The organism is Pelagimonas sp. (assembly GCF_050633425.1).
Classification (GTDB): domain Bacteria; phylum Pseudomonadota; class Alphaproteobacteria; order Rhodobacterales; family Rhodobacteraceae; genus Pelagimonas.
The window spans coordinates 109,709-129,457 of record NZ_JBOEGM010000016.1; the positions used below are offsets into that span (position 1 = coordinate 109,709).

Here is a 19,749-nt window from a genome sequence, read left to right on the forward strand (position 1 = left end):
TAATCCTCCCTCGGCCTCTCAGAAATATGAGAGGCCGAGGGGCAAGAACACTCACTTACCGCGGTAGACCACTACGTCAGGTAGAAGATGCAACGCTTTGATAACCCATGAGAAGGGGCGCGGAAAATCGGTTCTAAAACGGGTCGATTGCATTGCCTTTAACACATGATCAGCGGCTTTTTCGGCCTCCATCAGCTGCGGCATCGAAAAGCTGTTTTTCTGGGTGAGCCGGGTTTTGATAAAGCCTGGGTTTACGATCCGAACCGTGACACCGCTGTCTTTGAGATCAAAACGCATGGTTTCGGCCAAATTGATCAGCGCCGCTTTGCTAGCCCCATACCCAATGGCCGCTGGCAGGCCACGATAGCCCGCCAAAGATCCGATCAAGGTGATGTCGCCCCGACCTGATTTTACAAAGGTTGGCACCACATGCCCAAGCACCCGAAGGGCACCGTTGAAATTCACCTCAACCATTCGAAGGGCTGCGTTGCTGTCCCAAGCCTGGGTGGGCATTGGGTCATAGGCCCCGGCATTATAGATGACACCGTCGATGGCGCCGATGTGCTCGGCGGCGCGTCTCACCGAATCCGCGTCGGTCACATCGGTTTCAACCACCCGAGCACGTTGCAATTCGCGTGCCAAATCCTGCAATCGCCTAACCGAGCGCGCCGATAAAATCACGTTGGCACCTTGGCGGTCCAACCCCTTTGCGATCTCTCGGCCAAGCCCTTCGCTTGCCCCAACCAACCAATAGGTTCTGCCTTGGAAACGGCTCATGTTCCGGTCCGTTTTGCCGGGGGCGTTGAAAAGCTGGTGCTGTCAGACACGAGTGGCTTTGGCGGCTTGGGTTTGCGCAAAAAAGGGGCCCGTTTTAACCACAGTTTTAGCGCCTGCCAATAAATCAACGCAACAACCCGAACAGCGCCAAGTGGGCGGCGCAGTGCGGCCCCCAAGAGTGACACTGTGCTGGCAGGTTCGCGCATGCCATTTAATGTTGCCAATACGCCCTGATCGCCGTTTTCATAAGAAATCCTGATATTGAACGCCTGTTTGGTCATTTCAAAGTTGAAGCGGTAGGTGCCAGCAACCGTTTGGAACGGCGACACATGCATCAGTTTGTCTGCGTCCAAGCTGTCTTGCCAAACGATGGGACGAAAACCCGGATGGGCACAAAAGTAACAATGCCTGTGCCCAAATGTATTGTTCACCTCGGCAATAAAAGCGCGCGGCGTGCCATCAATCACCGCGATCCAAAAGCTGACTGGATTGAAGTGAAACCACAAAAAGCTGGGCTGCGTTAAGAGATATAATTGCGCCTTCTCAACAGGAAATCCGCGCTGCTCGAGCTGATCGCGAAACCATGCGACACCGGTTCCCTTGCCACGTGGGCCGCCGTGGTGACGATCGTGGATCGAAAACAAATTGAACCGATTGCGCGACAAGAGTGGCGCAATACCAGAGGTCAAATCGGTCAGCACATAATCAACACCATAGCGAAAGGCGTTTTTTGTCTGGCCGCGTCGGGCATGAAATGTTTGAGCTTGGATATGTTCGATCATGTCAATGATACGGCTGCGTTGGGCGAACAGATCACCAGCCCGGGTCTAAATTTCAATAAAAATGTGATCTGCGTTCCACCCGGCCACGTATCCTCATCAAACAACGCAAAAAAACGAGGAACGCATGCTGGATCAAAGTCGTGGACCCCGCCGCAAGATTGCCATCGTCGGAGGCGGCATTTCCGGAATGTCCGCCGCGTATTACCTATCTCCAAATCACGATGTGACAGTGTTCGAATCCGCGCAGCGTCTGGGTGGGCATGCCCGTACAGTGATGGCTGGCAAGCGGGGTGATCAACCGGTGGATACGGGGTTTATTGTGTTCAACTACGCCACATACCCGTTTTTGACCCGGCTGTTTCGCGACCTGAATGTGCCCGCAATCAAGAGCGAGATGAGCTTTTGTGCAAGCATTGATGACGGGCGAATTGAATACGGTTTGAACAGTCTGCGCGCGATTTCCGCCCAGAAACGCAATTTGATACGGCCGCAGTTCTACAAAATGGTGGCCGATATCCTGCGGTTTGGAAAAGAAGCCGAGGCTGCTGCAACAGATGATGACATCACCATCGGTGAACTGGTCACCAAATTGGGGCTGGGCATGTGGTTTCGGGACAATTATCTGATGCCGATGTGTGCGGCGATCTGGTCAACCCCGACCGAAGACGTCAACGCCTTTCCGGCCAAATCCTTGATCCAGTTCTTTCGCAACCACGCCTTGCTTGCGGGGAGCGGTCAACACCAATGGTGGACTGTCAAAGGCGGCAGCATTGAATATGTCCGCAGATTGGAAGCTGCGCTTGTGGCCCGCGGGTGCTCTGTTCACATCAACTCCGCAATACAACGTGTTGATCGTACAGCATTTGGAGCAACGGTCCATGCCAAGGGGAGGGACGCGCAAGACTTTGATGACGTCGTCTTTGCCTGTCATTCAGATCAGGCGCTGAGCATCTTGGGCGATGGTGCAACACCGGCTGAAACCGCAGCCTTGAGTGCGATCCGCTATCAGCCAAACACAGCCGTTTTGCATTGTGATCAAAATCAAATGCCCAAGCGGCGCGGGTGTTGGTCCAGTTGGGCCTATCGCTCTCAAGAGGGTTGTGTTGGCATCACATATTGGATGAACCGGCTGCAAAACATCCCCGAAACGGATCCGCTTTTTGTCACGCTCAACCCGAGCCATCCCATCGCCACTGACAAGGTCTACGACCGAGTGGAATTCTCTCATCCGGTTTTTGACAAAGCGGCGTTACAGGCGCAACGAGAGATCCGCGATATGCAGGGGCTCAACAATACATGGTTTGCCGGGGCTTATAACCGCCACGGCTTTCATGAAGACGGCATTGCCAGTGCCATGCGAATTGTCCGCAAAATTGAAGAAACAACCGGTTACGCGACCAAAGGAACCCACCATGATGTTGACCAACAAAGCCCTGAAGTCGCAATTCTTGAAAACCTGCGAACACCTGCATGACGGTCAGCTGACACTACGAACCCCAGAAGGTGAACGGTATCAATTTGGAAATCGCGGGCCCGAAGCCGAAATGCGCATCAATGATTGGTCCGCTGTCTCTGCCATGGCCGCGCATGGTCAGGTCGGGCTCGGAGAGGCCTATGTCCAGGGGTTGTGGGATACGCCATCTGTCGAAGGGTTGATGTCGGTCGCGATGCTGAACCGCGACCGTTTGGGCGGATATGATCATGCCAACCGGTTCAATCGCGCCAAGTTTCGGCTCGTTGATACTGTTTTGAGGGCGAATACAAAACGGGGGTCGCGCAAGAATATTGGGGCCCATTACGATGTCGGGAATGAATTCTACCAGCTTTGGCTGGACGAAGGCATGACCTATTCCTCTGGCATTTTTGGAACAGATGGCAACGACCTTGCCCAAGCTCAGACCCGTAAAAATGCGCGCGTGTTATCCCGATTGGGACAGGGCGAACGGGTTTTGGAAATCGGCTGCGGTTGGGGGGGCTTTGCAGAGCATGCCAGCTCCGAGGGGCGTGCGGTCACGGGCGTTACAATTTCTCGGAACCAACATAGCTATGCCGATTGTCGTCTGGATGGCCGTGCAGACATCCAATTGCGCGACTATCGGGATGTCTCGGGCAAGTTTGACAACATTGTCTCAATCGAAATGATTGAGGCGGTCGGAGAACGCTATTGGCCGAGCTATTTCGCCGCCCTCAAAAGCAATTTGGCCGAAGGTGGACGGGTTGTGTTGCAGGCGATTACCGTGCGTGACGCGTTCTTTGACACCTATCGCAATTCGTCCGATTTTATCCGTCAGTATGTTTTCCCCGGAGGAATGCTACTGTCTGATCAGGTGATTGCGCATCAAGCGAAATCTGCCGGTTTGGTTGTCAAAGACAATTTCGCCTTTGGTCAGGATTACGGAAAAACTTGCCGCATTTGGGCACAACGTTTGGCAGATCAAAAACGTAGAATCCTTGAGCAAGGCTATGGAGAGGCGTTTTTTCGCAACTGGCAATACTATCTCGAAATTTGCGCTGCATCGTTTGCCATTGGGCATACTGATGTGGTTCAGGTCGAGCTGGCTCATGCTTAGCGCGATAATCGGCACCCTGCTTGTGGCCTTGCCAATGACGGTCTTGGCCGATCCGCTTTCAAAGGTTTTGCCAGGGGCCGAACTGCGCGGTGAAGCGACTTTTCGTTACGTGGGGTTCAACATATACGACGCGCGGCTCTTTACGATAGGGGCCGCGCCTTTGAATTGGTCCCAGGATTTTGCACTTGAGCTGACCTATCGACGCAAATTGAGCCAATACGACCTGGTCGAAGCAACCTTGCGGGAAATGAACCGTATGGGAAAGGCCCTACCAATCCGCGCCAAGCTTGAGAGCTGCTACCAAGCGGTTGGGCGGGGGGATACCTATTTGGCGGTGACGCAGGGGCCCGATGTCATCACCTTTTGGCGCAATGATCGTCCAGCCTGCACACTTCGCTTTGCAGGTATAAAGGCCCGTTTCATGTCGGTATTCTTGGGTGACAACACCCAGTCTCCCCGGTTTACACGCGACCTGCGAGGCAAGTGATGCTTTATCCTCGTGTCAGCCTATACGCTCTGATGCTCGCGGCGGCGGGGATCCCGTTGTACATCCATTTACCACAATTTGCGTCGGTCAATCTCGGGATTGGGCTTGGGGCTTTGGGTGGCATACTTTTGGCGATCCGGATGTTTGATTTGATCCAAGATCCTGTGATCGGCTGGATCGTTGGCAAGTGGCCCCGTGCGCAAGCTGCATTTGCCGTGCTTGCCTGTGGCGGGCTGGCGATCGGGTTTCCGCTTCTTTTCAACCTCCAAGACGGCCCTGCAGCGACCACCAACCTTATTCTTATCTTGCTGCTGCTGTTTTCGGCCTACAGTCTTGGCATGATCCTTTTGTATGGGCGCAGCGCCACTTTGGCCAAGCGAACTGCACCCTCGGAATTGCTCACACTCGCGGCATTTCGAGAGTTGGGGATGTTATGTGGTGTTATTCTGGCCGCCATCGCGCCCTCGGTTTTTGTGGCGTTCGGAGCTGCGAATCAAGGCTACCCTGTCTTTGGTCTGACATTGGGCGCTGTTGCGATTTGCGTTGCAATCGCGACCTATGGGATGTGGACGCGGCCCGTGGTTGCCAGCCGGGCATTGACTATCGCTGGCTTGACTGACTCTGGCGCGCTGAGGCTATTGGGCCTCGCGGTGCTCAACAGTTTGCCCGTCGCGCTCACCTCAACGCTCTTTTTGTTTTTTGTTCAAGACTACTTGGACCTCCCGACTTTGGCAGGCCCGTTGCTTGTCTTATTCTTCCTCTGCGCGGCGCTGAGCGTCCCGCTTTGGACCCGTGTAAGCCAGCGGATCGGACCAAAACAAACCTTATTGATTGCCATGCCCTTGGCGATTGCCAGCTTTGCAGGGACGTTCTTTCTTGGTCCCGGCGATGTCTTGGCGTTTGCCTTGATCTGTGTCGCATCGGGGGCTGCGCTTGGGGCGGATATGACGTTGTTGCCCGCAATGTTCAGTATTTCCCTGACCAATGCCGGTCTCGATGCATCGACGGCATTCGGCATTTGGTCGTTCTCTGGAAAACTGGCGCTTGCTCTGGCTGCGGCATTTGCTTTGCCGGTGCTGGATTACAGCGGTTTTCGTCCCGGCGGTGACAACACGAACACTGCGTCAATGACCTTGCTCTACGCCTATGCGGTGCTTCCCTGCTTTTTAAAAATCACAGCCTTTGGCTTTGCCACGACGCTGCCATCAGAAAGAACCACACCATGAAAATCATAACAGCCTGTCTCGTGATCGTGCTGATTGTCATGATCGCCAAAACCTATATCTTTAGTTTTCGCACGCAATCCCCGGCTGACTACACAAACACTGGTCCGCAATTCGATTTGACCAAGCATTTGTCCGGCGAAATCCTATCCGAAGGATTGATCTTTGGCCCTAACGGCAAGATGACCAATAGTTTTGTCGCAAAAATGGTGGGCGAATGGGATGGGGATACGGGCACTTTGACGGAAGAGTTCACCTATTCCAATGGCAAGACGCAAAACCGAAAGTGGTTTCTTACCTTGGGGCCTGGCAATACGTTTTTCGCCACGGCGGACGATTTGGTCGGTAGGGCAGAGGGGGTTGTCTCGGGATCGACGGTGCAGCTCACCTATAATATCATCCTGCCCGAGGAAGCCGGTGGACATGTTTTGCAAGCCACGGATTGGATGTATTTGACCGCGGACGGGGCCATCATGAACAAGTCCGAAATGCGAAAATTTGGTGTGAAGGTCGCCGAGTTGATTGCAACAATGCGGCCCGTTCAACCCTAGACTTTGGTCCCTGCAAACATGCAATCCGCCCGCATAAACGGGGCGAATTGCAGCGTTTTGCTAGGGGCAGGCCCCTAAGCCAGTCGGACCGCTTTCATATCGTCCAAGTGCTGACAGAAGTCGTCTTGGCTTAGTCCTTCTGACAAGGCGCGCTCAAAGAAGGCCAATTGTGTCTCTGGTGCCAGGCCGTTTTTGGGAGGGTCACGATCAAGGTTCGTTGGAAATGAATAACCTTCCGCTGTCGCCTTGATGGCGGCGGCAAGCTCGGCCTTGGTGACCCTGTTTTCGGCCTGGGCGCGCATCGCATGGGGAAATAGCAACTTGCATAATTTGTCACGATCAATGGTTTCCATTGCGCGCCCAAAGGCCGATGACACCTGTAGCAGGTTGGCAAAACGATGGATGTCATCGCTGGTATTTGCCCCAGCGGCATGAAACAACGCGGGATTAAAGAAGAGCGTATCACCCTTTGACAGCGGCAATTGCACGTGCCGTTCTTCGAACAAGGCGCGGAAGTCATCCCTTCGCCAGGCTGCATAGCCGGGAAGATAGGCTTGCGAATAGGGCAACAGCTTGGTTGGACCGCTCTCCAATGGCATATCGCAATGCGCGACCGCCCCTTGCAGCGTCAGCACCGGCGAAACATCGTGGACATGGGCGGGGTAGGACGCGCTGACATCGGCGGTTTGAAACCCAAGATGATAGTCCCGATGGGCCTGTTGGGCAGCGCCGCCCGGATGGACCAGGTTCACCTGGGCGGTCATCTGATAGTTCGGGCCCAGCCATGCCTCGCATATTGCTGAGATCGCGGTATTGGCAAAGTAGTTCAAATAGACGTCGGGCGAGGCTTCGCAGAGCTTTTGCAGTGAGTTCCAAATTCGATCATTTGCGCCAGACGCCGCGAAGTGATCGCCACCGCCGCCAGAGCTCTGTTTCTCGGCCTCAATGATCTGCTCGTAAATGCGGGTCGCTTCATCCAATACGCTGGTATCGTCATAGGTGTTTTTGAGCGCCAAGACACCAGCCCCAAACCGTAGAACACGCGCCCATTCGGCCATAAGTTGTCGGCGGGAGTGATTGTCTTCCAAAGCAGGCCGCAACGCGCCCATGTCGTAGATCGGTATGTTTTTTACGATCGTCGCAGCATGAGGCACGTCCTCGGCGAGGGTGGTTTGGCCGATCAGCGCTTTGAAGTCCTGCAAGTCACAGGCGTCAGGGTCGTAATAGCCGGGGGCGGCTTGGTGTGTGTGTGTCATGGCTGTTTCTCCCTTGTCTTACATCATTCTTAACGCCACGGGCCTTGTGGTGATCGCCAAAACACATCAATAATACATCAAATGACCCATCGCTTCCCGATCAAAGAGCTTGCCCGCCAATCGGGGTTGAGCACTGCCACCATCGACAGAGTTCTCAATAATCGTGGCAATGTGAGCCCCCAGACGCGGTTGCGTGTAACAACCGCCATGGACGAACTGAAAGCGCAAGAGGGCCAGCTTGCCGCCCGTGGTCGGCGCTTGTTTTTTGACTTTGTGGTTGAGGCCCCGGCGCGCTTTGGACGTGAAGTGAAGGCGGCGGCCGAAACCGTTCTTCCCCATATTGGTACAGCCGTTTGCCGCCCTAGGTTTCTCCAACAAGAGATTATGGACGAGGGTGAGGTTGTCGCGGCCCTCATGCGCATTCTCAAACGTGGAAGCCATGGCGTATGTCTCAAGGCGCGGGACACTGCCAAGATCAGGGATGCGGTCAATACGCTGGCTGGTGCGAAAATACCGGTCGTCACGCTTGTTACGGATATCGCGCATTCTGATCGGCTGACTTATGTGGGGCTGGACAACGCTGGTGCGGGGCGCACAGCGGCCTATCTCATTGCCAAGATTCTGGGAGATGGCCCCGGTACGGTGTTGGCCATGCGAAGTCATGACCGTTTCCTAGGCGAAGAAGCCCGTGAACTTGCCTTTGTGTCGGTCTTGGCAAAGCTATGCCCGAATTTGCGCGTGATAAAGCTGCAAGGTGGCAGTGGGCTCGGCTATGAGACGTCCAAGATTTTATCGCAGGCCATCGACAGCATGTCCGATTTGAGAGCTGTCTATTCGATGGGCGGCGGCAATCGGTCAATCTTGGACACGCTTGCGCATCATGGGCTCAGCCCGGCGGTTTTTGTGGCCCATGATCTGGACCAAGAGAACCACGCGCTCATTTTAGATGGGCGGCTGGATATTATCCTCCACCACGATTTGCAGACGGATATAAAGAATGCGTTTGGCGCGTTCCTCACCTTTCATCGGCTTCCTGTTGAGCCGGCTGCTCAGGCCATTTCGACTGTTCAGGTGCTGACACCAGAAAATATTCCGCCCCAACGGACAACAGCCTAAAACAGCAAGACCCAAAACAGGGGCAGTCTAGACCTTCCTGTTGGCGTGTCCGGCGCTTTCGATCTGTTGCTCCGGCGCTGTCCAAACGCTGCACTCTGTATGCCATCGCAACTGAGTTTGGGCGCTTGGCCAAAGATGGCTTTGCGGCCACCTAGTTCTTAGGCGGTTGCGCAGAGGTTCAAATCGAAAGCCAAGCAGGCCAGAGCCTAAACACTCACGCGTATTGGTCAGACAATTCCACCGCCTGCACCACTGACTGCTGGCCGTTCAGACGCGACTTTGGCGCGGTAACATGAGGTGCGATAGGTCGAAACCGGGTCTATTGCGCCGCCTTGTTCAAGCCGGGCCATGGCCAAGATCGGTTCCACATCCGTGCGAAACCCGTGCTTGAGTGTCGTTGTCGCCATTAGAGCGTCATTTTCCTCTTGAAAACCCGCCAAGGCCGCTCGATCAACAATCAATGCCTGCGCATATGCCCGCTGCACTTCGGTGGCGGACACCATCAGACTTTCGATTGGATCCGTGACGTTGTGGCTCTGATCGAGCATATGCATCGGGTTGAAATCCGGGTTGGCTTCGGCCTCAACCAACTCGTTGAAGACCAAGAACAAACGGTAGGGATCAATACTTCCGGTGTCCAAGTCATCATCACCGTATTTGCTGTCGTTGAAGTGAAAGCCACCAAGTTTACCGAACTGATTCAGACGGGCGACAATCATCTCGACATTTACGTTTGGTGCGTGATGGCCCAGATCAACAAGGCATTTTGCCTTGTCGCCCATCTGCTGTGCGATCAACAGGTTGGTGCCCCAGTCCTGCACGACGGTGGAATAGAAGGCGGGTTCGTACATCTTGTGTTCGGTCAAGAGCGTCCAGTCGTCAGGCAAGGCACCATAGACTTGTTTGGTTGCGTCCAAATAGCGGTCGAATTGGCGGGTGAAATTTGTCTGACCGGGAAAGTTTGACCCATCGCCAACCCAAATTGTCAGCGCCTTTGATCCGATCTCAACCCCAAGCTCGATGCAGGCAATATTGTGCTCGACCGCCTGTTGGCGCGTGGCGGCATTGGTATGAGAGAGGGAGCCAAATTTGTAGCTATGATCCTGATCAGGTTGGTCCTGAAAGGTGTTGGAATTCATGGCGTCGAAGCTCACTCCGACTTCCTCGGCCTTGCTTTTCAGGTCGGCCGCAGGCTGCGCGTCCCATGGGATATGCAACGACACTGATGGCGTCGCGCGTGTCAGTTGGTGGATCAGGCCGCAATCGTCCAGCTTGTCGAAAATATCGCGTGGCTCACCGGTGCCGGGGAAGCGCGCGAACCGCGTTCCGCCGGTTCCAACACCCCAGCTTGGGACGGCAACTCCATATGTCGCGACCTTCGATTTGATCGCTTCGATGTCTATATCACGCCGGTCGAGATGTTCGCCAAGCGCATCATAATCGGCCCGAAGTGTCGCAGCCGCACGGTCATTTGACTGGGCAATGATGTCAGAATTGATCATGATACGTGTCCTTAACGTGTGAACGCTTGGACGTTGCCAGCATCCACATTGATGATATTTCCTGTCGATTTGGCCGAGAGATCGGACGCAAGAAAATACGCGGCTTCGGCGATGTCTTCGGGAAGGACTGAACGTTTGAGCATCGAGCGGTCGCGATACATGGCCTCCAATCCGTCTTTGTCGGTGCCATAGGTGCCTGCACGTTGGTCAAGCCATTCGCCTTGCCAAATCTTGCTTCCCTTCAAAACCGCATCGGGGTTCACCACATTGACGCGCACAGCCATTGGCGCGCCTTCCAGCGCGAGGCAACGGGCAAGGTGGATTTCGCTGGCTTTTGCGGTGCAATAGGCCGAGGCGTTGGGAGACGCGGCAAGGCCGTTCTTTGAGGCGACAAATACCACGGCTCCGCCCATGTCCTGAGCCCTGAACAGCTTGAAGGCCTCTCGGCTGACAAGAAAATAGCCGGTCGACAGGATCGACATGTTCTTGTTCCACAAATCCAGCGATGTCTCTTCGATCGGTGCCGAGCTGGCGATGCCTGCGTTTGACACCAATATATCGACACCGCCAAATTCGACGGCGATATCCGCATAGCCTGCTGCGATGGCCTCTTCGCTTGTGACATTCATGTTGACGGTGCGCACAACATCGCTTGAGTAACGGGCGGTCAAACCGGCTGCGGTTTCTGCCAAGGCGGCGTCGTCAATATCGGCCAACATCACACAGGCCCCTTCATGAAGGTAGCGTTCCGCCGTCGCGGCCCCAATGCCACCAGCGCCCCCAGTGATCAAAGCAACGCGCCCAGCCATGGATTTTGGCGCAGGCATGCGTTGCAACTTAGCCTCTTCGAGCAGCCAGTATTCGATGTCAAAGGCCTCTTGCTCAGGCAGGCCTTGGTATTCGGAGACCGCATCTGCGCCGCGCATTACATTGATCGCGTTGACGTAGAATTCACCCGAAATCCGCGCTGTGGCCTTGTCCTTGGCAAAGGTGATCATGCCGACGCCGGGGATCAGATAAACCACAGCGTTCGGATCGCGGATGGCCGGGCTGTTGTCTTTCTTGCAGCGATCGTAATAGGCTTGGTAGCCCTTACGATAGTCTGAAACCGCAGCCTCAAGACCGGCAAGAGTTGCGTCAACATCTGGCTTGGCAGGATCAAAATCGACCACAAGCGGGCAGATCTTGGTGCGCAAAAAGTGATCGGGGCAGGAGGTTCCAAGCGCCGCAAGGCGCGGCATGTCCTTTGAGTTCACGAATTCCAGAACGGCGTCATTGTCCGTAAAGTGCCCAACCATATGTTGCGCGCCGGAAACAAAACCGCGAATGGCGGGCATCAAGCGTGTGGCTGTTGCGCGGCGTTCCTGGGCTGACATCGGCGTGTGTGCGGCACCGCCAAAAGCCTCTGTGTCAGCGGTTTGTGCCGAAAACCAATCCATCGCTTTTTGAATTATGTCGATCGTCAATTCATAACAGTCACGCGCATCGTCCGCCCAGGTGAACAATCCGTGGCTTTCAAGGACGACCCCCTTTGCTTCTGGGTTTTTTGCGCAGAACTCAGACAACCACAGGCCCAATTCATAGCCCGGCTTTTTCCACGGCAACCAGCCAATGCTGTCGCCAAATATCTGTTGTGTCATGGCTTTGCTGTCTTTTGACGCCGCAATCGCGATGATCGCATCAGGGTGCATGTGATCGACGTGCAAGGCAGGTACATAGGCGTGCAAGGGCGTATCAATCGACGCCGCGCGCGGGTTTAGGTTGAATGTGCAATGGGGCAGGTACCCCACCATCTCATCCTCAAACGCGACCCCGCGATACAGATCGCGCAGCGCGTTCAGCTTATCCATGTAAAGGGTTGAAAACCCGTCCATTTTGATCGAACCGACATCCCCGCCTGAGCCCTTGACCCAAAGGACTTCAACCATGTCGCCTGTCAGAGGATCCTTTTGCATGACCTTCGCTGATGTATTGCCGCCGCCATAGTTTGTGATTCTTTTGTCCGAGCCCAAAAGGTTTGAGCGGTAGAGAAGCTTTTCAGGCTCACTCATCCCGTCAGCAAGGGCTGCATCCCATTTGTTTTCAAGACGTTGGCTTTTTTGGGAAGAGGTCATGTGTGTCTCCGGGCTGAGCGGGTTAATACAATTCTGTTGAGTGCAGGCTGACGGGGCACGGGCCTTTAGTCAATCAAAAACAATCAAAAGCAATCATGCTGCGGTGCAGAATGATGGTTTGTGACAAAAAATGATTGACACAATGCCGCGACTCGATCCACGTTAAGCCAATTGAAAGGGCACCCAATGCACGAGAAAGACCGTCATCGCGTCATCCTATCTGCCGTCCAAGACCGCTCGCTGGTCACAGTCGTTGACCTGTGTTCGCTGACCGGTGCGTCTGAGGCGACGGTGCGCCGGGACATCAACACACTTGATGAGCAGAAACGTTTGCGCCGGGTGCGCGGTGGTGCAGAAGCCTTATCCACCAAGCCGTTTGTTGGCCTTGCAGGCCGTCCCTTTTCCGTCAATGAAACGATGCATATCGCAGAAAAACAGGCGATTGCCGCAGCCGCTGTTGATCTTTGTGAGGACGGTGAGCCGATCATTATCAATGGCGGGACGACCACGTTTCAAATGGTGCACCCGCTGGCATCGCGCCGTATGCAGGTCTTTACCAACTCGTTCCCGATTGCGGAGCATTTGCTAAAGAACACAAGCAACACAGTCATGCTCTCTGGCGGCATTATCTACCGCGAACAAAACATTATCCTGTCGCCTTTCGACAATGATGTGACCCGTAATTTCTATGCCAAACGGATGTTTATGGGCGCGCAGGGCATTGGTCCGCTGGGCCTGATGGAAGGCGACCCGCTGTTGATCCAAGCCGAGCAAAAACTGATCGGGCAGGCCGAAGAACTCATCGTTTTGGTCGATAGTTCGAAATTCGCAAACCGTTCGAGTCTGGTGCTTTGTTCGCTGGAAAGGATCGACACAATGATCACAGATGACGGCATTGATGATCGGACGGCGGCCATGCTGGAAAGCGCAGATGTGACACTGATCGTTGTGCCTATTGGTGCCGCTCAGAAAGAGGGGGTGGCGCAATTGCCAGCCTGATTGAAACCACTCCAGGGAGGAAACCATGAGTGTATTTAAGAAACTAGCGACATCCGTTGCCCTAGCCGGCGCAATGTTTGGTGCGCCTGCTTTCGCAGATGATGATGTGCGGATCGCGATTGTTGTCAAAGCCCTTGGCATCGGCTTTTTTGAAGCCGCTGCTGAAGGAGCCGAAGAAGCCGCAGCCGAGCTTGGCAATGTTGAGATCATTTACACTGGCCCAACCGATACAACCGCAGAGGGTCAGATCGAAGTCATCAACGCTCTGATCGCCCAACAAGTCGATGCGATCGCCATTTCAGCCAACGATACCGACGCTTTGGTTCCGGCTTTGAAACGCGCCATGCAACGTGGCATCACCGTCATCAGCTGGGATTCGGGCGTGGCACCTGAAGGTCGCCAACTGCACCTCAACCCATCATCTAACCCTTTGATCGGTAACATGATCATCAAGCTGGCGGCAGATCATCTTCCCGATGGTGGCGAAGTTGCGCTCTTGTCTGCTACCACAACATCCACGAACCAGAACATCTGGATCGACGAGATGATGGCCGTAATGGGCGACTATTCCGGCATTGATGTTGTCGCGACCGTTTATGGTGATGACCTTGCTGATAAATCCTACCGGGAAGCGACGGGGCTGATGCAGTCTTATCCAGATCTCGACGCGATCATTGCGCCGACATCGGTGGGGATCGTTGCCGCCGCACAGGCTGTTGTCGACGCTGGCAAAGTGGGCAAAGTCAACGTAACGGGCCTCGGTCTGCCTTCCGAAATGGCGGGTGCCATTGAATCTGGGGCCTCGCAATCCTTTGCGATCTGGAACCCAATTGATTTGGGTTATTCCGCGACCATGTTGGCGTATGAGCTAAGCCAAAATGGCGTTGAACCGATGGCTGGCGCGGAAATCCCAATGGGTCGCATGGGCGCGTTGACACTGGACGAAAACAACGAAGGCGCGATGGCTGATCCGTTTGTGTACGACGCCAGCAATATCGAGCAGTTCAAGTCGATCTTCTAAGTCTCCCGACTGGTCTGGCCCCAGCATTACGCAGGGCCGGGCCTCCTTATTACACTGTCCAACGAGGTCTAAATATATGACGCGTCCCGCGCCAAATTCTCCTGATGTGACCCCGGTCGTTTCGATGGACATGATCACCAAGACCTTCCCAGGGGTCAAAGCCCTAGATAACGTCAAGCTCGACTTGTACCCCGGCCAAGTTACTGCTTTGGTTGGTGAAAATGGAGCAGGTAAGTCGACGACTGTTAAGATTTTGACGGGAATTTATCAAACCGATGGCGGCACTATTCGCATTGATGGACAACCGGTGTCCTTCGCGAGCCCCAACGATGCGTCGAAGGCTGGCATCACCGCAATCCATCAGGAAACGGTTTTGTTCGACGAATTATCCGTCGCTGAAAATATCTTTATCGGCCATGTGCCCAAAACACGGTTTGGCCTGATCGACAAATCCGAAATGCACCGCGCAGCCGCGAAGCTTTTGGTCGACATCGGTGCTCCGTTTAGTTCGCACACCCAGCTGCGCGATCTTGGCATCGCCAACAAGCACCTTGTGGCTATTGCCCGCGCGCTGTCGGTGGACGCCCGCGTTGTCATCATGGACGAACCTACGGCCGCGCTCTCTCATAAAGAGATCGAAGAGCTGTTCGAGCTGGTCGAGACTCTGAAATCCCAAGGCAAAGCAATCCTCTTTATCAGCCACAAATTCGACGAGATTTTCCGCATCGCCGATCGCTATACCGTGTTTCGAGACGGGACATTTGCTGGCGATGGCTTGATTGCTGATATTGTTGAGGATGAGCTTGTGACCATGATGGTTGGACGCTCTGTTGATCAGATTTTCCCGCCGCGCGACCACGATGTGGGAGACGAGGTTTTAAAGGTGGTGGGATATGCCCATCCAACCGAATTTTCTGACATTACTTTCACCCTGAAACGTGGTGAAATCCTTGGGTTTTACGGTCTTGTCGGTGCTGGTCGGTCTGAGTTTATGCAGGCGCTTTTTGGCATTACCAAACCGTCCAAGGGTGTGTGCCGGATTAACGGTCACATTACGATTATTCGCTCGCCTGCCGACGCGGTGAGCAATGGGATCGTCTATGTGCCCGAAGATCGAGGCAAACAGGGGGCTGTTATTGGCCTGCCGATTTTTCAAAACATCACGCTTCCCTCGTTGGAACGCACCTCGAGGCGCGGTTTTTTGCAATTGGCCGAAGAATTCAAACTTGCGCGCGAGTATTCCGAAAGGCTGGATCTGCGGGCGGCGTCTTTGGATCAGGATGTCGGCAACCTGTCTGGGGGAAACCAGCAAAAGGTCGTTATAGCCAAGTGGTTGGCGACGCGGCCGCAGGTGATCATTTTGGATGAGCCGACCAAGGGCATCGACATCGGTTCCAAGGCGGCGGTGCATGAGTTTATGGCCGAACTGGCCGCGCAGGGGCTTTCGGTCATTATGGTTAGCTCTGAAATTCCCGAAATCGTCGGCATGTCGGATCGTGTGATCGTCATGCGCGACGGGCGTATAGCGGCGGAACTCAACAGTGATGAGGTGACGCCCGAAACACTTGTCCGCCACGCTGCTGGCATCACGTCCTCTCCCGAAGGAAAAGTAGCATGATGCGACTAATCCCCGTGCGCGAGACCATTCTTGCGACCGCAATTCTTGTCTTGCTCATGCTTGTGGCTTCTCGCTTTTCAGGCTTTGTGGCCCCCGGAAATCTTGCCAATGTGTTTAACGATACGGCCCCATTGATCATACTGGCATTGGGGCAAATGGTTGTGATCCTGACACGCTGCATTGATTTGTCTGTCGCCGCCAATCTGGCCCTGACAGGCATGGCCGTTGCCATGATCAATGTCGCCATGCCAGGTTTGCCCATTCCGGTCATCATCGTCATCGCACTTGCGCTCGGAGCGATTATGGGGGCGGTGAATGGTATCCTGGTTTGGAAACTATCCATTCCGCCCATCGTTGTGACCTTGGGGACGATGACAATTTTTCGCGGTATTATCTTTCTGATTTCAGACGGAAAATGGGTGAACAGCCACGAAATGTCACCAGCCTTTACCGAGGTGCCGCGGATGGTTCTGTTGGGACTTCCGGTTTTGTCTTGGGTCGCAATCATCACGATCCTTTTGTTTGGGGTGATGATGGCGCGAACCTCATTCGGCCGCTCGATTTTCGCAGTCGGCGGCAACCCTCATGCAGCAGTCTACACAGGTATTGATGTTGGCAAAACGCAGTTCTGGACCTTTGTCGTGTCGGGGGCGCTGGCCGGTCTCACAGGGTATCTATGGGTGTCTCGTTTTGCCGTGGCCTATGTGGACATCGCCGGCGGGTTTGAGCTTGAGGTGGTCGCGGCCTGTGTGATTGGCGGGATTTCAATCGCAGGTGGAATTGGCTCCGTTGGTGGGGCTGTGCTTGGGGCTTTGTTCCTGGGTGTTGTCAAAAACGCATTGCCCGTGGTGAATATCTCACCCTTCTGGCAGCTTGCGATTTCTGGCAGTGCGATCTTGGTCGCAGTGGCGTTCAACGCACGCGCCGGCCGCACCAAAGGGCGCATCATTTTGAAAAAAGCGGACAGTGCATCATGAGCGACGTCACCCAAACCCGTCACGTTCCTGACCGCCTCAACAGCCGTGCCGCGCGGCTCTTGAAGAGCTGGGAAGCCTTGCTCTTGGCCGTCGCCATTGCGATTTTTGTGATCAACAGTTTCGCATCACCATATTTTCTCAGCGCATGGAACCTGAGCGACGCGACATTTAACTTTACCGAAAAGGCGATGATCGCCTTTGCGATGGCCTTGCTGATCATCTCGGGTGAGATCGACCTCTCGGTTGCCTCAATCATTGCGCTTGCCAGCACGGCAATGGGATTAGCGGTGCAATACGGGGCAGGGACGCCGGAACTTGTGGTGATCGGGTTGGCAGTTGGCCTGCTCTGTGGGGGCTTTAACGGATTTTTTGTGACGGTCCTTGGCTTGCCTTCGATTGTTGTCACGATTGGCACCATGAGCCTCTTTCGTGGGATTAGCTTTATCATTCTGGGGGATGATGCGTTTCGCGGGTACCCAGCCAGTTTTGCGTGGTTTGGACAGGGCTATATCTATTGGGTGTTCACGGTCGAGATGCTGCTTTTCGTCGTGATCGCAATCATCTACGGCGTTTTGCTTCATAAAACCAACTTTGGACGCGCCGTCTATGCCATCGGCAACAATCCAACCGGTGCCTTGTTCAGTGGTATTCGCGTCCAACGGGTCAAGTTTATCCTGTTTCTGCTCACCGGTCTGATGTCGGGGGTGGCCGCCATTTGCCTGACGTCGCGCCTTGGCTCGACACGCCCGAGCATTGCAACAGGCATGGAGCTTGAGGTGGTGACGATGGTTGTCCTTGGTGGTGTCAATATCCTGGGCGGATCAGGCACCATTCCAGGCGTCGTGATCGCGGCCTTTGTGATGGGCTTGGTGACTTTTGGGCTGGGGCTTTTGAATGTTCCCGGCATCGTGATGTCTATCTTTATTGGTCTGCTTCTCATCGGGGTCATTGCGCTGCCCCGTCTTTGGGCAATGGCAGCAGCGAGGCGCAAAGCATGAGCGAACGTTTTGTTTTTCGGATGAAGCTGAATGACGGGATGGCACAGGAATATGAACGCCGCCACAATGCCATTTGGCCAGAGTTGGTGGATCTTTTGCACACCGCGGGTATCAGCGATTATTCCATTCACCTTGATCCCGAAACCGGCCACCTTATCGGGGTTCTCACGCGGACAAGCGATCATGGGATGGATGATCTTCCCAATCATCCGATTATGCAGAAATGGTGGGCGCATATGGCCGACATCATGCAGACTGCGCCCGATAATGCGCCCGTTGCTGTTGCGCTGACGCCCTTGTTTCACCTGCCATGAGCGGCCCCAAACACATCGCGGTCATAGATATTGGCAAGACGAACGTTAAATTGGCGTTGGTTGATTTGCCGACGCTGACCGAAATCGCTGTTGTCACGCGCCCAAATACTGTCCGACCGGGACCACCCTGGCCGCATTATGATGTCGATGGGCATTGGCGGTTTTTGCTTGATGCTTTGGGTCAATTTCAAGCTCAGCACGGGGTTGAGGCGATTTCTATCACAACCCATGGGGCTTGTGCTGCCTTGCTTGCGGCTGACGGGTCCCTCGCTGCGCCAATTCTTGACTATGAACATGAATACCCCGCACAGATTGTCGCCGACTACGATGCGATCCGGCCGGATTTTGCCCAAACAGGATCGCCCAAACTGGCGGGTGGGCTCAATATTGGCGCGCAGTTACACTACCAATTCGCGACGGATCAAACGTTGCGGGATAGAACGGCGCAGATCGTCACTTATCCGCAATATTGGGGGCACCGGCTGACCGGGCTGGCCGCCATGGATGTGACGTCGCTTGGATGCCATACGGATCTTTGGCATCCTTATGAGGGGGTGTTTTCGAATTTGCCGCGTCGGTTAGGTATCGAAAACAAGCTCGCCAAGGTCAAGAAATCAAACGATGTCCTGGGCACAATCCTGCCGGATGTCGCGCAGGCCACCGGATTGCTGCCTGATACCCCCGTTTATGTCGGCATCCATGATTCAAACGCGTCTCTTTATCCGCATATACTGACCCAAGACGGGCCATTCTCTGTCGTGTCCACTGGGACATGGGTCATTGCGATGACCATGGGGGGCGTCGACATCGTACTTGATCCCGCGCGCGACACTCTGGTGAATGTGAACGCCCTTGGGCAGGCCGTTCCGAGCGCTCGGTTTATGGGCGGGCGGGAATACGAAGTGATCCAGGACGGTCATCCGATGTCGGCCCCCTCAAAGAGTGAAACAGCCGACGTTTTGGATGGTCATTTGATGATCCTGCCATCGGTTGAACCCCGAAGCGGCCCTTTTCAGGGACGACAGGCACGATGGAACCACGAACAGGTGCCTTCTGGGGCTCCGACGAGATCGGCGGCCTTATCTTTCTACCTCGCCATGATGACAGACACCTGCCTACAGCTCACGGGGGCGCAGGGCCCAACCATTGTCGAAGGGCCGTTTGCGCGAAACACCGAGTTCTTAACAATGCTTGGCGCATCGACGGGTAGGCCGGTCTTGGTCAGCGAGGCAGAAACCGGGACAAGCATCGGAGCGGCTTTGCTGACAGGGGCAAGCGACGCCGTGGCCAAGCCCCGCGCCTTCAAGGCCGTAGATGATACGCATTCACTCGCAACCTACGCCGCCCATTGGCGCGCAAGTGTTGCAACAGCTTAGACCGCTTTTCGCATGGGGGCGGCCGAGCTTCGGCCCTCTCCCTGAACTCTGCGAAGACGCACGCTGGT

At 54.8% G+C, this 19,749-nt stretch carries 18 protein-coding genes; 13 read left to right on the forward strand and 5 right to left on the reverse strand.

The window, feature by feature from the left end; genetic code table 11:
- Positions 1–51: 51 nt before the first annotated feature.
- Positions 52–777, reverse strand: coding sequence for an SDR family NAD(P)-dependent oxidoreductase (locus tag ACRBB0_RS13715; protein ID WP_431375002.1), 726 nt, complete (start codon positions 775–777; stop codon positions 52–54).
- On the reverse strand, positions 774–1,559 hold the full coding sequence (locus ACRBB0_RS13720) for a DUF1365 domain-containing protein (RefSeq protein WP_431375003.1): 786 nt from the start codon (positions 1,557–1,559) through the stop codon (positions 774–776). Before ACRBB0_RS13720 ends, ACRBB0_RS13715 begins: the two co-directional genes overlap by 4 nt.
- Positions 1,560–1,683: 124 nt before the next feature.
- Between ACRBB0_RS13720 and ACRBB0_RS13725 the strand changes: the two genes are divergently transcribed.
- From ACRBB0_RS13725 to ACRBB0_RS13745, 5 genes are read left to right on the forward strand one after another with little or no spacing between them, the layout of a single operon-like run.
- Positions 1,684–3,033 carry an NAD(P)/FAD-dependent oxidoreductase gene (locus ACRBB0_RS13725; protein WP_431375004.1) on the forward strand — a complete coding sequence of 450 codons (1,350 nt, stop codon included), beginning with the start codon at positions 1,684–1,686 and terminating at the stop codon, positions 3,031–3,033.
- Positions 2,972–4,129 carry a class I SAM-dependent methyltransferase gene (locus ACRBB0_RS13730; RefSeq protein WP_431375005.1) on the forward strand — a complete coding sequence of 386 codons (1,158 nt, stop codon included), beginning with the start codon at positions 2,972–2,974 and terminating at the stop codon, positions 4,127–4,129. The genes ACRBB0_RS13725 and ACRBB0_RS13730 overlap by 62 nt, the downstream gene beginning before the upstream one ends.
- Positions 4,122–4,616, forward strand: coding sequence for a hypothetical protein (locus ACRBB0_RS13735; protein WP_431375006.1), 495 nt, complete (start codon positions 4,122–4,124; stop codon positions 4,614–4,616). The genes ACRBB0_RS13730 and ACRBB0_RS13735 overlap by 8 nt, the downstream gene beginning before the upstream one ends.
- Positions 4,616–5,842 (forward strand): MFS transporter, encoded by a 1,227-nt coding sequence (locus ACRBB0_RS13740; RefSeq protein WP_431375007.1) that lies wholly within the window; start codon positions 4,616–4,618, stop codon positions 5,840–5,842. The genes ACRBB0_RS13735 and ACRBB0_RS13740 overlap by 1 nt, the downstream gene beginning before the upstream one ends.
- Positions 5,839–6,390 (forward strand): DUF3833 family protein, encoded by a 552-nt coding sequence (locus ACRBB0_RS13745; protein ID WP_431375008.1) that lies wholly within the window; start codon positions 5,839–5,841, stop codon positions 6,388–6,390. The genes ACRBB0_RS13740 and ACRBB0_RS13745 overlap by 4 nt, the downstream gene beginning before the upstream one ends.
- A 74-nt stretch (positions 6,391–6,464) precedes the next feature.
- Here ACRBB0_RS13745 and ACRBB0_RS13750 read toward each other — a convergent pair whose 3' ends face one another.
- The gene (locus ACRBB0_RS13750; protein WP_431375009.1) at positions 6,465–7,646 is read right to left on the reverse strand and encodes a phytanoyl-CoA dioxygenase family protein; all 1,182 of its coding nucleotides are present in this window, start codon (positions 7,644–7,646) and stop codon (positions 6,465–6,467) included.
- An 81-nt stretch (positions 7,647–7,727) separates the two neighbouring features.
- Here ACRBB0_RS13750 and ACRBB0_RS13755 point away from each other — a divergent pair, with 81 nt between their 5' ends.
- Positions 7,728–8,762 carry a LacI family DNA-binding transcriptional regulator gene (locus tag ACRBB0_RS13755; protein WP_431375010.1) on the forward strand — a complete coding sequence of 345 codons (1,035 nt, stop codon included), beginning with the start codon at positions 7,728–7,730 and terminating at the stop codon, positions 8,760–8,762.
- Between the two features lie 227 nt (positions 8,763–8,989).
- On the opposite strand, the gene rhaI is transcribed toward ACRBB0_RS13755, so the two are convergent.
- Both rhaI and ACRBB0_RS13765 read right to left on the reverse strand, forming a co-directional pair.
- A complete protein-coding gene (gene rhaI, locus ACRBB0_RS13760) occupies positions 8,990–10,264 on the reverse strand; it encodes an L-rhamnose catabolism isomerase (protein WP_431375011.1) in 1,275 nt (424 codons plus the stop codon).
- 11 nt (positions 10,265–10,275) lie between these two features.
- On the reverse strand, positions 10,276–12,378 hold the full coding sequence (locus ACRBB0_RS13765; protein ID WP_431375012.1) for a bifunctional rhamnulose-1-phosphate aldolase/short-chain dehydrogenase: 2,103 nt from the start codon (positions 12,376–12,378) through the stop codon (positions 10,276–10,278).
- A gap of 186 nt (positions 12,379–12,564) precedes the next feature.
- Between ACRBB0_RS13765 and ACRBB0_RS13770 the strand changes: the two genes are divergently transcribed.
- From ACRBB0_RS13770 to ACRBB0_RS13800, 7 genes are all read left to right on the forward strand, one after another.
- Positions 12,565–13,377: a DeoR/GlpR family DNA-binding transcription regulator gene (locus tag ACRBB0_RS13770; RefSeq protein WP_431375013.1), complete on the forward strand. Its 813-nt coding sequence runs from the start codon at positions 12,565–12,567 to the stop codon at positions 13,375–13,377.
- A 25-nt stretch (positions 13,378–13,402) separates the two neighbouring features.
- Entirely contained in the window at positions 13,403–14,398 is a 996-nt protein-coding gene (rhaS, locus tag ACRBB0_RS13775; protein ID WP_431375014.1) for a rhamnose ABC transporter substrate-binding protein, read from the forward strand.
- Between the two features lie 76 nt (positions 14,399–14,474).
- Positions 14,475–16,016, forward strand: a complete 1,542-nt coding sequence (locus tag ACRBB0_RS13780) for a sugar ABC transporter ATP-binding protein (RefSeq protein ID WP_431375015.1) — start codon at positions 14,475–14,477, stop codon at positions 16,014–16,016.
- The gene (locus ACRBB0_RS13785; protein WP_431375016.1) at positions 16,013–16,993 is read left to right on the forward strand and encodes an ABC transporter permease; all 981 of its coding nucleotides are present in this window, start codon (positions 16,013–16,015) and stop codon (positions 16,991–16,993) included. Before ACRBB0_RS13780 ends, ACRBB0_RS13785 begins: the two co-directional genes overlap by 4 nt.
- On the forward strand, positions 16,990–17,991 hold the full coding sequence (locus tag ACRBB0_RS13790) for an ABC transporter permease (RefSeq protein ID WP_431375017.1): 1,002 nt from the start codon (positions 16,990–16,992) through the stop codon (positions 17,989–17,991). The genes ACRBB0_RS13785 and ACRBB0_RS13790 overlap by 4 nt, the downstream gene beginning before the upstream one ends.
- Positions 17,988–18,305: an L-rhamnose mutarotase gene (locus tag ACRBB0_RS13795; protein WP_431375018.1), complete on the forward strand. Its 318-nt coding sequence runs from the start codon at positions 17,988–17,990 to the stop codon at positions 18,303–18,305. The genes ACRBB0_RS13790 and ACRBB0_RS13795 overlap by 4 nt, the downstream gene beginning before the upstream one ends.
- Positions 18,302–19,681 carry an FGGY-family carbohydrate kinase gene (locus ACRBB0_RS13800; RefSeq protein WP_431375019.1) on the forward strand — a complete coding sequence of 460 codons (1,380 nt, stop codon included), beginning with the start codon at positions 18,302–18,304 and terminating at the stop codon, positions 19,679–19,681. The genes ACRBB0_RS13795 and ACRBB0_RS13800 overlap by 4 nt, the downstream gene beginning before the upstream one ends.
- The last annotated feature ends 68 nt before the right edge of the window (positions 19,682–19,749 follow it).

Bases quoted from the DNA above. Each gene is read 5' to 3' on its own strand.
- ACRBB0_RS13745 (WP_431375008.1), top strand. From the start codon at position 5,839: ATGAAAATCATAACAGCCTGTCTCGTGATCGTGCTGATTGTCATGATC.
- ACRBB0_RS13790 (WP_431375017.1), top strand. From the start codon at position 16,990: ATGAGCGACGTCACCCAAACCCGTCACGTTCCTGACCGCCTCAACAGC.
- ACRBB0_RS13730 (WP_431375005.1), top strand. From the start codon at position 2,972: ATGATGTTGACCAACAAAGCCCTGAAGTCGCAATTCTTGAAAACCTGC.
- ACRBB0_RS13750 (WP_431375009.1), bottom strand. From the start codon at position 7,646: ATGACACACACACACCAAGCCGCCCCCGGCTATTACGACCCTGACGCC.
- ACRBB0_RS13800 (WP_431375019.1), top strand. From the start codon at position 18,302: ATGAGCGGCCCCAAACACATCGCGGTCATAGATATTGGCAAGACGAAC.
- ACRBB0_RS13795 (WP_431375018.1), top strand. From the start codon at position 17,988: ATGAGCGAACGTTTTGTTTTTCGGATGAAGCTGAATGACGGGATGGCA.
- ACRBB0_RS13715 (WP_431375002.1), bottom strand. From the start codon at position 777: ATGAGCCGTTTCCAAGGCAGAACCTATTGGTTGGTTGGGGCAAGCGAA.
- rhaS (WP_431375014.1), top strand. From the start codon at position 13,403: ATGAGTGTATTTAAGAAACTAGCGACATCCGTTGCCCTAGCCGGCGCA.
- ACRBB0_RS13780 (WP_431375015.1), top strand. From the start codon at position 14,475: ATGACGCGTCCCGCGCCAAATTCTCCTGATGTGACCCCGGTCGTTTCG.
- ACRBB0_RS13725 (WP_431375004.1), top strand. From the start codon at position 1,684: ATGCTGGATCAAAGTCGTGGACCCCGCCGCAAGATTGCCATCGTCGGA.
- ACRBB0_RS13770 (WP_431375013.1), top strand. From the start codon at position 12,565: ATGCACGAGAAAGACCGTCATCGCGTCATCCTATCTGCCGTCCAAGAC.
- ACRBB0_RS13740 (WP_431375007.1), top strand. From the start codon at position 4,616: ATGCTTTATCCTCGTGTCAGCCTATACGCTCTGATGCTCGCGGCGGCG.
- ACRBB0_RS13785 (WP_431375016.1), top strand. From the start codon at position 16,013: ATGATGCGACTAATCCCCGTGCGCGAGACCATTCTTGCGACCGCAATT.
- ACRBB0_RS13720 (WP_431375003.1), bottom strand. From the start codon at position 1,559: ATGATCGAACATATCCAAGCTCAAACATTTCATGCCCGACGCGGCCAG.
- ACRBB0_RS13765 (WP_431375012.1), bottom strand. From the start codon at position 12,378: ATGACCTCTTCCCAAAAAAGCCAACGTCTTGAAAACAAATGGGATGCA.
- rhaI (WP_431375011.1), bottom strand. From the start codon at position 10,264: ATGATCAATTCTGACATCATTGCCCAGTCAAATGACCGTGCGGCTGCG.
- ACRBB0_RS13755 (WP_431375010.1), top strand. From the start codon at position 7,728: ATGACCCATCGCTTCCCGATCAAAGAGCTTGCCCGCCAATCGGGGTTG.
- ACRBB0_RS13735 (WP_431375006.1), top strand. From the start codon at position 4,122: ATGCTTAGCGCGATAATCGGCACCCTGCTTGTGGCCTTGCCAATGACG.